The 13,717-nt window shown below is 39.1% G+C and carries 12 protein-coding genes and 1 pseudogene; 3 read left to right on the top strand and 10 right to left on the bottom strand.

The window, feature by feature from the left end:
* Positions 1–3 precede the first annotated feature (3 nt).
* The 6 genes from ACJROX_RS01935 to ACJROX_RS01910 form a co-directional block, all read right to left on the bottom strand.
* Entirely contained in the window at positions 4–867 is an 864-nt protein-coding gene (locus ACJROX_RS01935; protein ID WP_408009106.1) for a sugar phosphate isomerase/epimerase family protein, read from the bottom strand.
* A 179-nt stretch (positions 868–1,046) separates the two neighbouring features.
* Complete coding sequence (locus ACJROX_RS01930) at positions 1,047–2,096, bottom strand: Gfo/Idh/MocA family protein (protein ID WP_408009105.1); 1,050 nt, start codon at positions 2,094–2,096, stop codon at positions 1,047–1,049.
* Between the two features lie 18 nt (positions 2,097–2,114).
* Positions 2,115–3,527: a sugar porter family MFS transporter gene (locus ACJROX_RS01925; RefSeq protein ID WP_408009104.1), complete on the bottom strand. Its 1,413-nt coding sequence runs from the start codon at positions 3,525–3,527 to the stop codon at positions 2,115–2,117.
* 133 nt (positions 3,528–3,660) lie between these two features.
* Positions 3,661–5,574: a 3D-(3,5/4)-trihydroxycyclohexane-1,2-dione acylhydrolase (decyclizing) gene (gene iolD, locus ACJROX_RS01920; protein WP_408009103.1), complete on the bottom strand. Its 1,914-nt coding sequence runs from the start codon at positions 5,572–5,574 to the stop codon at positions 3,661–3,663.
* Positions 5,575–5,621: 47 nt separating this feature from the next.
* Positions 5,622–6,440, bottom strand: a complete 819-nt coding sequence (gene iolB / locus ACJROX_RS01915) for a 5-deoxy-glucuronate isomerase (RefSeq protein ID WP_408009102.1) — start codon at positions 6,438–6,440, stop codon at positions 5,622–5,624.
* Between the two features lie 230 nt (positions 6,441–6,670).
* The gene (locus ACJROX_RS01910; protein WP_408009101.1) at positions 6,671–7,423 is read right to left on the bottom strand and encodes a DeoR/GlpR family DNA-binding transcription regulator; all 753 of its coding nucleotides are present in this window, start codon (positions 7,421–7,423) and stop codon (positions 6,671–6,673) included.
* Positions 7,424–7,610: 187 nt separating this feature from the next.
* Here ACJROX_RS01910 and ACJROX_RS01905 point away from each other — a divergent pair, with 187 nt between their 5' ends.
* Positions 7,611–8,000, top strand: coding sequence for a tautomerase family protein (locus ACJROX_RS01905; RefSeq protein ID WP_408009100.1), 390 nt, complete (start codon positions 7,611–7,613; stop codon positions 7,998–8,000).
* 215 nt (positions 8,001–8,215) lie between these two features.
* A pseudogene (locus tag ACJROX_RS01900) lies at positions 8,216–8,579 on the top strand (group II intron maturase-specific domain-containing protein); the annotation flags it as partial.
* A gap of 93 nt (positions 8,580–8,672) precedes the next feature.
* On the opposite strand, the gene ACJROX_RS01895 reads toward ACJROX_RS01900, so the two are convergent.
* The gene (locus tag ACJROX_RS01895) at positions 8,673–9,332 is read right to left on the bottom strand and encodes an autotransporter-associated beta strand repeat-containing protein (RefSeq protein ID WP_408009099.1); all 660 of its coding nucleotides are present in this window, start codon (positions 9,330–9,332) and stop codon (positions 8,673–8,675) included.
* A gap of 249 nt (positions 9,333–9,581) precedes the next feature.
* Here ACJROX_RS01895 and ACJROX_RS01890 point away from each other — a divergent pair, with 249 nt between their 5' ends.
* Positions 9,582–9,776 (top strand): hypothetical protein, encoded by a 195-nt coding sequence (locus tag ACJROX_RS01890; RefSeq protein WP_408009098.1) that lies wholly within the window; start codon positions 9,582–9,584, stop codon positions 9,774–9,776.
* Between the two features lie 96 nt (positions 9,777–9,872).
* Here the strand turns inward: ACJROX_RS01890 and ACJROX_RS01885 are convergent, their stop codons facing one another.
* The 3 genes from ACJROX_RS01885 to ACJROX_RS01875 all read right to left on the bottom strand — a co-directional run bounded on the left by ACJROX_RS01885 (position 9,873) and on the right by ACJROX_RS01875 (position 13,714).
* Positions 9,873–11,219 (bottom strand): NosD domain-containing protein, encoded by a 1,347-nt coding sequence (locus tag ACJROX_RS01885; RefSeq protein WP_408009097.1) that lies wholly within the window; start codon positions 11,217–11,219, stop codon positions 9,873–9,875.
* A 110-nt stretch (positions 11,220–11,329) separates the two neighbouring features.
* Positions 11,330–12,205 carry an ROK family protein gene (locus ACJROX_RS01880; protein WP_408009096.1) on the bottom strand — a complete coding sequence of 292 codons (876 nt, stop codon included), beginning with the start codon at positions 12,203–12,205 and terminating at the stop codon, positions 11,330–11,332.
* 39 nt (positions 12,206–12,244) lie between these two features.
* On the bottom strand, positions 12,245–13,714 hold the full coding sequence (locus ACJROX_RS01875) for a glycoside hydrolase family 32 protein (protein ID WP_408009095.1): 1,470 nt from the start codon (positions 13,712–13,714) through the stop codon (positions 12,245–12,247).
* Positions 13,715–13,717 lie beyond the last annotated feature (3 nt).

Below are 13,717 nucleotides of genomic sequence, written 5' to 3'. Positions count from 1 at the left end.
CTATTAAATATTTAATCCCTCTTTAATAGATTTAAGTGTTACTTCATTGGACCATTCCGGTTTATCAGGGTATGCGAATACTGAATTCGTTACAATTCCATTAAACTCCATTTCCCTTAATTTCCGATAGAGTGCTTCAAAGTTTATTTCCCCTTCACCAGGGTTTAAATGCTGGTGAACCGTTACGTTTGCATTAGGTGGATTCACAATATACCGTAATCCAAATGCTGCTTTATGATTAAGCGTATCCGCTATTAGAATATGATCAAGTAAATCTCCCGCTTCTTCCAAGTGTTGTTCTACATCACCAATTCCATCATCATAAAAGAAAGCATGTGGAACAGAATAGACCAACTTAATCCACTCTTTATCTAGTGCCCGAATCATTTTAATAGCTTCTGTATTCAACTCAATAAAATCATGAGGATGGGATTGTAAATTAAGTTTAATCCCCTCTTTTTCAAAAAGTGGCATAAGCTCATCCATTGATTTCACAAAAGCAGCTTCACTTTCAACCGGACGGCTTTTGTCACCTGAAAATTCGCTGTTCATTAAATCTACTCCTAATTCAGAAGTAATTTCAATAGAACGTTTCCAGTTTCTCATTGCCGCTTGGCGTTCTTCTTCATTGGGTGATGACCATTGTTGAACAGGAAGTACAGACGAGATTTTGACACCAGCATCTGAACAATATCTTTTTAGATCTTTGATCAGATGCTTATCAACCTTTGGATATTCATAAAACCAAATAAAATCTTTACGCGGCGATAACTCTACATATTCATACCCTAATCTAGCAACTGTATCGATCGTATCCTTTAAATTTGTATTATCACGATAATGTGACGGATCATATGCTAAACGCAATGTAAACATCTCCTTTTTTAGCTATTTGGATTTAACCGTTTTCTGCTGCATATCCAGCAAGTTTTCGAATATGAAATTTTGAAAGTTTATTAAGGTTAGATACTACTGTTTTTGGAATTGGTAAGTCAGTGTACATGGATGGATCTAGTTATAAATCCACCCTAATTTAGAATAAGAATTTATTTGATAAAGTTTAATTTTCGGACAGCCGTTTCATTTTTATAAAAATCAGGTGTATCCAGGAGTTTAATAGCTACTTCTTTTCCAGTTTCCTGGGCTTGCAGGCAAGCATCAGCAGTGACGGCTGCGATGTATCCATCCCAAGATGTAGGTCCTTGCGGTTCAACATTTTTCTCCAATGAATCAAGGAAATTTTGTAGCTCTTTGTTGTAAGCATTCATAAATCTTATTTTCCAATCATCTAGGATGTTTGAGCTCAGCTTGGATTCTTTACGAACAACTACACTAGCTACTTCTGGCAGTTTAGCGATGCCTTCTTCTCCCATGACTTCACACTGGATATCATAACCGTATTTACAGTTGACAAAGACTTCTGCATTAATCAGTACTCCTCCTTGCGTTTTAAGTGTGAATACCTGTGGGTCCTGTAATTCGGCATGGGAATGTTTCGTTTTTTTAGGGAAGTCTACCCTTACAGACTTATAATTGTCATCGATAAGCCCGTGCAGGGCATCAATTTCATGGATCAATGTTTCTGTTACTGCCATATTCGTTTTGTAATTTTCATCAACACCTGGGTTTCTGTGTGAACAATGGATCATCAACGGATCGCCGATTTCGTTGTTGTCAAGGGCTTCCTTTAGCTGCACATATCCTTCATCGTAACGGCGCATAAACCCAACTTGGACAAGACGTTTCCCTTGCTTTTGTTCCGCTTTGACTATTCTCATACACCCTTCAGCTGTTGTTGCTAAAGGCTTCTCGCAGAAGACATATTTCCCTACTTCAATAGCTAGAAGAACACTTTGTTCATGAGCAGGTCCCCAGCTTGTCACAAAAACGGCATTAATATTCGGATCTCCTACAAGAGCTACATCATCAGGATAGACAGTAGCATCCAAGTTATAGTCTTTTACGGCTTTATAGGCAGACTTTTGATTCACATCTGTAACCGCTTTAACTTTACCGCCTGATAAAATGTTCTCAATTCGATTGATATGCTCCCTTCCAATCGCACCTGTTCCAATAACCCCTATATTGACTGTCATAACAATCCTCCTCTAAGTTTATAAAGCTTTTGTCATTACATTTTCTTTTTGATTTTCTCGTTTCTTGAAATTTGATTCTATTTCTTCTAATGTTTTGCCTTTCGTTTCAGGCAAGAACTTGATAACAAACGCGATTGCTAATACTCCAAGAGCTGCAAATATAAAGAATGTGAAAGACAACCCGATCCCAGCAAGCAGAATAGGGAAGACAAAGCTGATCCCGAAGTTAACCATCCATAGACAGAATACAGAGACACCCATTCCCAGTCCACGGAGTCGAAGTGGAAAAATCTCTGCAAGCATCAGCCAGGTAACAGGAGAAATTGCACCTTGCTGAAAACCTAAGAACATAACAGTTAAAGAAATAACGACGTATGGCAAAACGGTTGTCCCTTCCAGAACTAAAGACGAAATACCAATCAAGAGTAATGCTGTTAATGTTCCGAATTGGCCAACGAGGAGCATCGGCTTGCGCCCGACCTTTCCTAACAGCCAAATCCCCACAAATGTAGCAAGAACGGATATTACCCCATTAGAAATATTTGCTGTTAATGCCGCATTTGTACTAAAACCGGCATCTCTTAAAATCTCTGTTCCATAGTACATAATGGAGTTAACCCCTGTAATTTGCTGAACAATCGCAATCCCTATACCTAAGAACAAGATATGTCGAACCCATGGAACGGTTAAATCCTTGTATGTTGCTTTATCTAACTGTTCTTCCAAAATAACTGTGGCATCAATTTGGTTATATTCACCACGTATGTTCGAATTTTCGCGGATTTTGTGCAACACGCCCATGGCTTGATCTTTTTTCTCATTTTTCATTAGCCATCGTGGACTTTCCGGAAGTGGAAGCATACCGAAGAATAAAACTACAGCAGGAACAGCTGCAATTAATAGCATAATTCTCCAGACGCTGTCGTTCCCTTCCATTGTGTTTCCTAGAATCGCATTGATGGTAAAGGCAAGCAACTGCCCCGTCACAATCATCAATTCGTTTTGTGTTACCATGCGCCCCCGACTTTCGGATGGAGCCATTTCCGCTAAGTAGGTCGGCACAGTCACGGATGCTCCCCCAACTGCAAGTCCAAGCAAGAATCTAAAGATGATCATCAATGTTACAGTTGGCGTAAAAGAAACCCCTAACGTGGCAATAAAGAAAAGTACTGCTAGGAATATAATTGTTTTCTTCCGACCGATCCCGTCAGAGAATCTACCTCCAACAATCGCTCCAATAGCGGCTCCGAATAAAAGGGAGCTCGTAACTAACCCTTCAAGAAAGGGGGTTAAATTAAGCTGACTTTCTTTAGACATATATGGGAGTGCCCCATTAATGACGCCTGTATCATAACCAAACAAAAGCCCACCAAATGTCGAACAAATAATGATGATAAATAAAAACTTACGTGGGGACAGATTTTTTTTCATTACTTCGGCCTCCAGGTTATAACTTTTTTAATAATCAGAAAAATTAAAAATGTAATCGGTCGTTAAGACCTTTATGAACATACAGGAGAATGGAGATTTCCACCCTCCCACCTTTAATTTTCACGCTTAAGTTCTAATACTGCTTCGCTTCCTCAAGCATTTTCATTCGATGCTTGTGTGCTTTTTGAACGCTTTCCTTTTCTGACACTTCCGCTACTCCAACATTCCACCAGCTTTGATAGCCGTCTGTCATAGTCTTCGGTAACACCTTCATGTCGATCAGTGTTGAGACATTCTGTTTTTTTGCATCTTCCAAAGCTTCTTCTAACTCTCCCAGTGAACGCACTTTATAGGTTTTCGCACCATAGCCTTCAGCCACTTTTGCATAGTCAATATTCATAACCTCGTTCTTGTCTGTTCTAAATTCACAATAATAACTGCCGCTGCCATGATCCATTTGCAAATTATTGATACAGCCATAACCAGAATTATCAAACAGCAGAATATTGATTTTTTTATTATATTGAAGGGAAGTAATCAGTTCTGAATGAAGCATTAGAAAACTTCCATCTCCAACAATGGAATATACTTCTTTATCCGGGTTCGCAAGCTTCAAGCCAAGTGTTCCGGAAATTTCGTATCCCATGCAGGAATAACCATATTCCAAGTGGTAAGTATTCGGAACAGTTGAATGCCAAAGCCTTTGCAAGTCTCCAGGTAAAGAACCTGCCGAACAAATAATCACACTGCTCGGATCAATCGTTTCATTTATCTTTAATAGGGCAGTTGTCTGGGGTAGCTCTGTCTTCAAAGCATCTGCATATTCGTTCAGGACTTCTTGCGAAAAATGATTTTTAATCTCAGGTTCAAAGTTTTCTCTGATGTAAACCACTCCACTCAAACGATCCCGTTCTTTTAACCATTCAGTTTTCAGCTCTTGTATTTCTGAGCCAAATTCCGATTCATATCCATCTAACAGCGGCTGCAATTGCTCTAAAGTAAGTTTCGCATCGGCCACTACTTGGAATCCATCCATTTTATAGGACTGCATTCGATTGACATTTATATTGAGAAAACGGGTATTCTCGAAGTCAAAAGCGGTTTTGGAAGAAGTTGCAAAGTCCGTATACCTTGTTCCTACCCCAATAATGAGATCCGATTGCTTGGCTGCTTTATTAGCAGCAAGGGTTCCTGTAATACCCAGACCTCCTAGATTATTTTTGAAGTCTGATTCTACTGTAGCCTTTCCAGCCTGTGTTTCTACTAACGGAATATTATGTTTTTCAGATAGCTCCATTAGAATTTCACGGGCTTGAGAATATTTGGCGCCTCCGCCTACTAAAATGACAGGCTTTTTACTATTACGAATCAACTCTTCCGCGCCTTTCAACTCACGTTCGCGAGGAATCGGGCGGTCCATATAATGAATTCGCTTTTTGAAGAAGTCTGTATCGAAGTCATACGCTTCCCCCTCAACGTCCTGAGAAATTGAGATTGTCGCTGGTCCTGCCTTTGCAGGATCTGTCATAACTTCAAAAGCTCTAATTAAGCTGCTCATTAACTGTTCTGGACGTGTCACACGGTCCCAATATCTTGAAACAGGCTTCAGGGCATCATTGGTTGTTGTTGATATACTGTTTTCTTGTTCAAACTGCTGAAGAACAGGGTCTGGCTGCCTTGTAGCAAATGTATCACCAGGCAGAAACAACACCGGAATGTTATTCGCAAGCGCTGTTGCTGCTGCTGTGACCGTATTAGCAGAACCGGGACCTACAGAGGTTGTTACAGCATAAATTTTTTTTCTGAGCTTTTCTTTGCTGTAAGCAATGGCGGCAAGTGACATTCCTTGTTCATTCTTTCCTTGGATGACCTTTAAATCTCCAGCGTCTTGTTCAAGGGCCTCTCCAATACCTAGGACATTCCCGTGACCGAATATATTAAATACACCTTCTACAAAAGGAAACTCTTCTCCATCCACATGAATATATTGGTTTTTTATAAATTTAATTAGTGCTTGAGAGGTTGTTAAACGAATGGTTTCTTTCATATGCGATCCACCTTTACATTCTTTAGGTTTCATATTTTTATAGATTCTTAATCACGATTTACAATCCATTCATGGTCTTCATCATTATTGAACTTCCACTTCCGGACAGGTCCAGCCATTACATTCAAATAATAGGACGTATACCCATCAGGCACTCCAACTGGATGATAACCTTTTGGAACAATTACAACATCCCCATTTTCCGCTGTCATGGTTTCATCTAATGAGCGATCATCCGTATACACACGCTGAAACACAAAACCTTGTTGAGGATCCATTTCATGATAGTAGGTCTCCTCTAAAAAGGATTCTTCAGGTAAATTATCTTGGTCATGCTTATGCGGTGGATAGGATGACCAGTTTCCGCTCTCTGTATAAACCTCAACAACAAGAAGACTGTTGGCTGAAGGATCAGAGTCCGGTAGAATATTATGAACTTTTCTTTTATTGTTGCATTTCCCTCTATGCTCTACATCAATAGAGTCAGCTTTAATCAACTTAGTGGGAAGCTGTTTTTCGGAAGGTGAATAGCATAAAGCGACACGAGCATTAGTAACCGCTTTCACTTCAAAAGTGCGATCGTTTGAGACATAAACACTATCCGTAGGTTTCTGTTCAAACACGCTGTTACGGGTACCGAGATTCTCAAATGTTTCTTCCCCTTCCTTGAAATCAATCTTACCGGTTAAAGCAACTACACAGCACTCCAAATCATTCAATTGTTCACCATAGAATGCCCCTTTTTCCAAGTCCACTACTTTAAACCGTACATATTCTAAATTGGATTGCTCTTCTGTAATGTCATGGACTATGGTTACACCTTCAGATTTCACCACACGTTGGGGCTTTCTAAGCAAAAGGCTCATTTTCATCCCTCCATTAATTCAATTGCATTAACAAACGCTTACAAAAATAATCACCCAACAGTTACCCTTAAACAATTAGACTACGAGGTTCATTTCCAAATATGGAACTTTTTATATTAACTTTTGGTTAACTTATTGTTAAATCATGATACAACCATAATATATAAAGCGTTTTCAGTCAACCGTTTTCAGAATATTTCCTTCACTAAATTAGTTGAATCCATAATAGATTACGGGAAGATCAATTTCACATTATTTTTTTCAGCAAACTGATTGTATTTATCTTCTGGTGCTTCATCTGTTACTATATAATCGATATCTTCCATGTCACAATAAGTGGTTAATGAGTAATGATCGAATTTACTGTGATCTACTAGGAGGAAAACCTCTTTACTCCTGTCTACCACCGTACTTTTAATTTGCGTCTCTTGTGGAGAAGAGTTGGTTATCCCATTCGTTAAGGATATGCCTGTAGATGCCATGAATGCTTTGCTAAAGTTATAACTCTTAACCGCTTCTGCACTCTCCAGCCCTGCATAAGACTTAGTAGACCTCTCATACATCCCGCCTGTTGAATAAATTTTTAAATTGCTGTAAGGAGTGGCTTCAAGTGTAAAATCAAGATTATTCGTGACGATAATCAGATTTTTATCCTTTATGAATTCCAATAACTCGACTGTTGTTGTACCGGAATCAAGAAAAATGATATCTCCATCCCCTACATAGGAGGCAGCCATTTCTGCAATTTTAATTTTCCCTTCTTGATTCTGCACTTTTCGATCATGGTAAGGTACAGTAGAAGATTTATTGACTGACACTCCCCCATAAACCTTTTTAAGCTTGCCTTGGTCCACTAATTCTTGGACATCCCTCCGAACCGTGTTTTTAGATACCTTAAATTCTTTGACTAAATCATCTAGTGAGACTGTATGCATCTTTTGCACATACTGAAGTAACTCATTAATTCGCTTAATCTTTATCATTGCAAATGACCCCCATCTTGTTTGTTGTTCGTTATGGAAAAAATAAAACTTGGATGCTTTCTTTACTTCATAATACCAAAATAAGCTCAAAACTTCACCACTTTTTGCGTTATTTTTAGATAAATTGTATTTATTTTTTCGATTTTATGATATGTTTTTGATAAACTTAATCAAAGGAGGAAATAGGATGCCATTAGTTCAGTTTGACCTAGTAAAAGGGAGGTCTAAAGAAGAACTACAATCTTTGTTAGACGCCTCCCATGAAGCTATGGTAGATGCTTTTCAAGTTCCAGAGCGTGACCGCTACCAAATCGTACACCAACACCCAGCTCATGAGATGATTATACAAGATACGGGACTTGGGTTTGAGCGTAGCAAGGATGTAGTAGTGATTTCTTTAACCAGTAGACCTAGAACGGAAAAACAAAAAGAAAAGCTTTATCGAAATTTAGCTGTTTACCTTCAGGAACGTTGCGGCATCTCCCCTGAAAACATCATGGTGTCCATCACAAACAACGGGGATGCCGATTGGAGCTTCGGAAATGGAGAAGCTCAATTCCTAACTGGACAATTATAAATAATTAAAAGATGACCCGGTCTTTTCCCTGGGTCGTCTCCTTTTTTTCTTCATTTCTTCATTAATTAAATATATTCTACATCTCATTCTATCGAAGAGGAATACCCTCTCCCTTTGCCGGGCGCAGTCTATAGGGTGAAAGTCCCGAGCCGGGAAGGCAGTAGTAGCGGTTGGCTCAACGCAAGGGTGTCCATGATGACATGGAATCTGGAGGAAGCGAGCGTTCAGAACCATACCCAATGGAACAACGGATTGAGATGCTTAATCAATATTTAACTGGCTGGTGCGGATATTTCGCCCTGGCAGATACACCAAGTAAATTCAAGGAATTTGATGAATGGATTTGGCGAAGACTCAAGATGTGCGAATGGAAACAATGGAAGAAACCTAAGACACGAGAAGAAAACTTATTGGTCTAGGAGTTCCAAAAGCCAAGCGTATGAATGGGGTAACTCTAGAAAGAAATACTGGAGAATTGCATGTAGTCCAATCCTACACAAAACCCTCGAAAACTCCTTTTGGAGTCATCGAGGGTTGAAAAGTCTGTATAATCGTTATGAAACTCTGCGTCTACCTTAATGGAACCGCCGTATACCGAACGGTACGTATGGTGGTGTGAGAGGTCGGGGGTTCATCACCCCCTCCTACTCGATTTCGAATTACCAATTGCTATTATTTTGCTTTGATATCTGCAACGACACTATTATTTCTGTAAGTGACAGTTACCTTGTAACCATCAGCAGTTACATTATCGAATTTACCTTTCACCTTGTCGGCAGTCATTAAAGTAATGTTTGTAGCCTTTTCTATTTCATAATTAGAAAGATCCAAATTCAGGTCCCCACCATCAAGGTATAACAATCCATCAACATTTAGTTGACTGTTGTCATTATCCATTGCAATATCTAGGTTTCCAGCTTCCACTGTTAAATTGCCATTTAAATTTAAAGGTCCATCTACATTAACTAAAACTGCACCATTTTCTACATAAAGATCGCCTTCACCAAAAGCAGTCGTAGAAGTAGCTTCTAACGTTCCTCCTTGTAGCAATGTGCCTCCTGAATAACTATTACTTCCTGTCAATGTAAGCGTTCCTGTCCCTTGCTTGGTAAGCATACCACTGCCAGTAATATCATTTCTCCACCAATCATGGGCATTAAATCTTCCTTTTGAAGCATCCATATCCACTGTTACATTGCTTAAAAACGCACCATATCCATCAGATGCTGTTACCAAATCAAGTCTTCCCCAACCATTTGACTCGTCTATTACAGGGTAGCCTGATTCAATTTCTGTGGTATACAATACTTCTCTACGTTGTTTATCTGTCAAATAAGGCTGACGAGTTTCCAATAAAACTTCTGCCCCTTTAGGTACTACAGGGTCTAAACCTTTTGTTCCTGTTTGAGGTAATCCGTAAGTAAGTTTTTCCCGATAGAAAGCTTTATTTGCTTCATGATCTTCCCACTTTTCTTCATCGTACGCACTTTTAAACTTATAAGCCTCTGTTACCGTATGTGCATAATTTTTGATGTATCCACCGATTACCTTTTAGGCCGATCAGATATTTCAGATTATCAAGTGGATAAAAGCAATGAATTTGATTCCATAAAAGAAGTGAATAAATTGATGGACCAATACGGAATAGAAGATGCAGCTTTTTTTGATTTGGAAAAGTGGAAATCAATGAGTCCAGAGCAAATAAGGGAATTGGAAAGTTACTTTCAATATTTAGTGAAAAAGTCTAAAAAGCTTGAGGAAAAAGAAAATAAATAAAAGCAGGGAACTTCATTAGGAAGTCCCTGCTTTTGTGTTTAATTAGAGGAGAATGTAATATTCTCCATTCTTTCTATTATAGATGGAATGAACATGTTATTTAGCTCTTGGAGTTGGAGTGGCTCTGAATGCATTTACAGTCTTGTCCATAACAACCTGCGCATCACTTCCCGAATCGAGAATCGTATTTTGAAGAGATTCTTTTTCTACCAATACTGTTGTTACGGTAAGCCGCTCTGATGCTTCGGTAGTCAACAAAGCGTCTACTTGTGCAGAGAAACAAGAATCACTGGTCTTGGCATGAGCCTCGGTAGCAACAACATGATTGTTAGAAACATAATTTCCATTGCCCGAAACAATACGTATGATTACAGGTGTCGCACCTACCGGTTTGATGTTCTCACTATTAATTACTTTAGAAAAGTGATTAGCAATTACGGAATTATCATTGCCACTAATATAGAGGAGACCATACAAATCATCCAAACCATTGTCTATTTCCAGGAATGGAGTCCAAGGTTCGTGATCTCGTAAAAAGTGATTTGAAGAAACCAAGTTTTCCGAACAATTCCCCCTGAACACCACCATGCCTGGATAGAATGAATGAAGTCTATTATTTGTGATACTCGAACGTGTCACACCATCAAAATGGATACTGCTCGCACCTCGTGGAAATACATTATTCGCTGTAATCAAAAGCCCACCAAAATTTTGAGCGTATATTGAATATCCCTTAAAACCGGCACCTATCAAGTTATCGGTTATTTTCGAAGCCTGCCCCCAACCTCGTAGTTCTATACAGTTACCGCATTCAGCTATGAAATTATCATGTATAGTAAGTGCGTCTGCATGGTAAATAGTAACCCCGTGCTCTAAATATACAAACCCCATGCCGGTAATTCGAAATGAATCACAAGCACTTCCAACGTAAATCCCCGTTTTCCCATTAGTATATGTGTTTTCCGGATTCGCTATCCCTGAACCATCTTCAATAAAATGTAAACCATCAATACAAAAGTCGGAAAACTCTACCGAACTTATTCGGGGATTTCCACTTCGTTCAATATAAAATGCAGCCCCTTTATATTCTTCGTCATTTACTTCCGGAGTAATATCTACAAGTACACGACTTCCTCCCGGCCACAATTCATGCAAATCCTCCCATTCATTCTCTGGAGTGTTGAAACGAATACTTGAAGATGTAAACCCGTGACCAGAACCCATAATTTTAAGATAACTGATATCTATAACTACTTGACTGACAAGGTGATAATCTCCCGGTGGAATATAGATAACTCCCCCAGGTTTTCCGCCTTTATTCACATCAGTCTCCACTTGCCTACTTTTTATATCGGCTATAATACTATTGATTACCTCCCCGATATCCTCATAAGGATTACCGATAGGCCATTCCGTTACGTCGTAATAATTTTCGCTAGCCATAAATGAATTCTCCTATCAATTAAATGTGTTTTTTTAAAACTACTTTTTCCTTGATGTAGATGGAAGCAAAACCTTCCGAATTCATGCTTATCCTAGAAATGACAACCTTCTTATTCTTTCAACACCTTCAAGGCCAACCCGAAGTTACCGATGGTTGCAGAGCGGTTATTTTCAATGCTTGGACGAACGATGAGCTCTTCTAGGTCTGGTGTCGCAACGTAACCATTATTAAATTGTTTGAAATACTCGCGAACTTTTGGCATATCTGCCCCTTGAAGGACAGAACCCCCGAAGACAATTTTTTCTGGCGCCATGTTTACAAAGGTGTTGAAAGCAATTTGCCCTGCATAGTAGGAGATAAAATCAAACACCTTGTGATCTCGAGGGAGTGTTTCTCCTTTAGCCCCCGTGCGCCCTTCTAACGTTGGACCAGAAGCAAGTCCTTCAAAGCAATGATTGCTATGGAAAGGACACCCTCCCTCATATGTATCTTCGGGGTGAGCAATAACTGTTGCATGACCCATTTCAGCATGGTCGATTCCTCCGATAAACTTTCCATCTTGGATAGCGCCACCACCGACCCCCGTACCAAGCGTGAAATAAACCAACGAATCAGCACCAAGCCCAGAACCCTTCGTATACTCTCCGTAGGCAGAAGAATTTACATCTGTAGTAAAATACATTGGGATATCAAATGCGACTTTCAAGGTTTCTAAAAAATCAAATCCAGACCAATCCGCTTTAGGGGTATTCAACACATGTCCATAAGTTTCCGATTCTACCTTCACATCAACCGGGCCAAAGGAACCAACACCTATAGAGGCAACATCAAAATGTTCAAAGAAGTTGATCGCTTCTGCCAGTGTTTTTTCAGGTGTTGTTGTTGGAAACTTTTTAAGTTCCTTCACGTTGTAATCGAAGTCCGCCACGGCAACAACAAACTTCGTTCCCCCAGCTTCAATCGAGCCTAATAATTTTTCCGCCATTATGACTTTGCTCCTTTGTTTCACACATCTTTACGATGCTTACCATACAGATTTCAGAGACCATTTATCAGCCTTCAACACTCTTGCTTTCCCCTTTTCAGCAAATAAATCTACTTCTTTGCTTGTAGTGTTAGGGTATATTCTATTTGTTATGACTTGCTCCCCATGATTTACAAATATCTCTATTGACGTAGTGTCGAGGAATATTCTTAAGTTCAATTTCCCATCAATCGTAGATTTATAAGGTGCCTTATAAATTCCACTTTCTCCTTCACCAGCTGATGTTAAATCCACGATAATTTCTTCCGCGTTCTTATTTATTTTTACTACTGTTTTTTCTGATCTATCTTTTGAACATCTTAGATTAAGACCAAATACAGGGGAGTCTGAGTTGATCATATCGAACTCAATACATATCTCCGTTCCAATTCCCTCTAATTTCGGAAAACTGCGCTCTCCATATATTTCAAAACTTTCAATGCAATGATGATTCTTTCTTAAGGTTTTTAATTCTTCAACAGGCTGTTGTACAAATATACCATTTTGGTTATAAGTTAATTCTCTAGGAATGGTCATAGCTCCAACCCAACCATCATTCTCAGATGGACGTTTTGAAAACCACATGTCCATCCACCCCATCATAATCCGCCTTCCTTTATCGTCCTTCAATGTCTGGGGGGCATAAAAATCATGACCATAATCCAACAACATACTTCTTTCCTGGTAAAATTTCGCGACGTTATAGTCCATTTCACCAAAAATAATTATAGGTTTTTCATTCTTCTCTCCATACATAGGTGACAAAATAAGAGCATGTTCTTTTCCTAATGGAAATAGATCCGGACATTCCCACATATCCCCCTGTTCTCCGTTACTCTCAGCTACTACTCCTCTATAATCCCATTCTATTAAATTGGATGATTGATACAAGAGAGCTTTTCCTTTCCCGTCTTTCTTGGATCCTACTACAATATAATATTGACTACCGCATTGCCAAACCTTAGGATCACGGAAATCTTTTGATCCATCCTTTGGAAAATGATCAATCACAGGATTTTTAGCTTCTTTGACAAAATGTATTCCATCTCTACTTTTAGCTACACATTGTACTTGCATAGGTTCACGCTCAATAGAATGACCCGTATAGAATAAATACAATTCATCATCTTTTTCTATAGCACTTCCTGAGAAACAACCATGGTCATCTATTGTGCCAATGTCATAGTATTCAGAAGGTGCTAAAGCTATGGGAAGGTGTTCCCAATTGACTAGATCTCTACTTTTAGCGTGCCCCCAATGCATCGGCCCCCACTCTGGAGCATAGGGGTGATGTTGATAGAACAAATGATATTCGCCATTATATTGGATCAACCCATTGGGATCATTCATCCAACCTACGGGTGGCATCATGTGATAATTGAAGCGATATTTAGAGTCTTTCACTATTTCTTGCTGTCGATCTATATAAGTGTTTGCTTTACTAATTTGTTCATTATGATTATTTGTCATAAA

The organism is Pseudalkalibacillus sp. A8, from assembly GCF_045920555.1.
In the GTDB taxonomy this organism is placed as follows: domain Bacteria; phylum Bacillota; class Bacilli; order Bacillales; family Fictibacillaceae; genus Pseudalkalibacillus.
The sequence above is the reverse complement of the archived record's forward strand: the minus strand, read 5'-3'. Positions and strand labels throughout refer to the sequence as shown.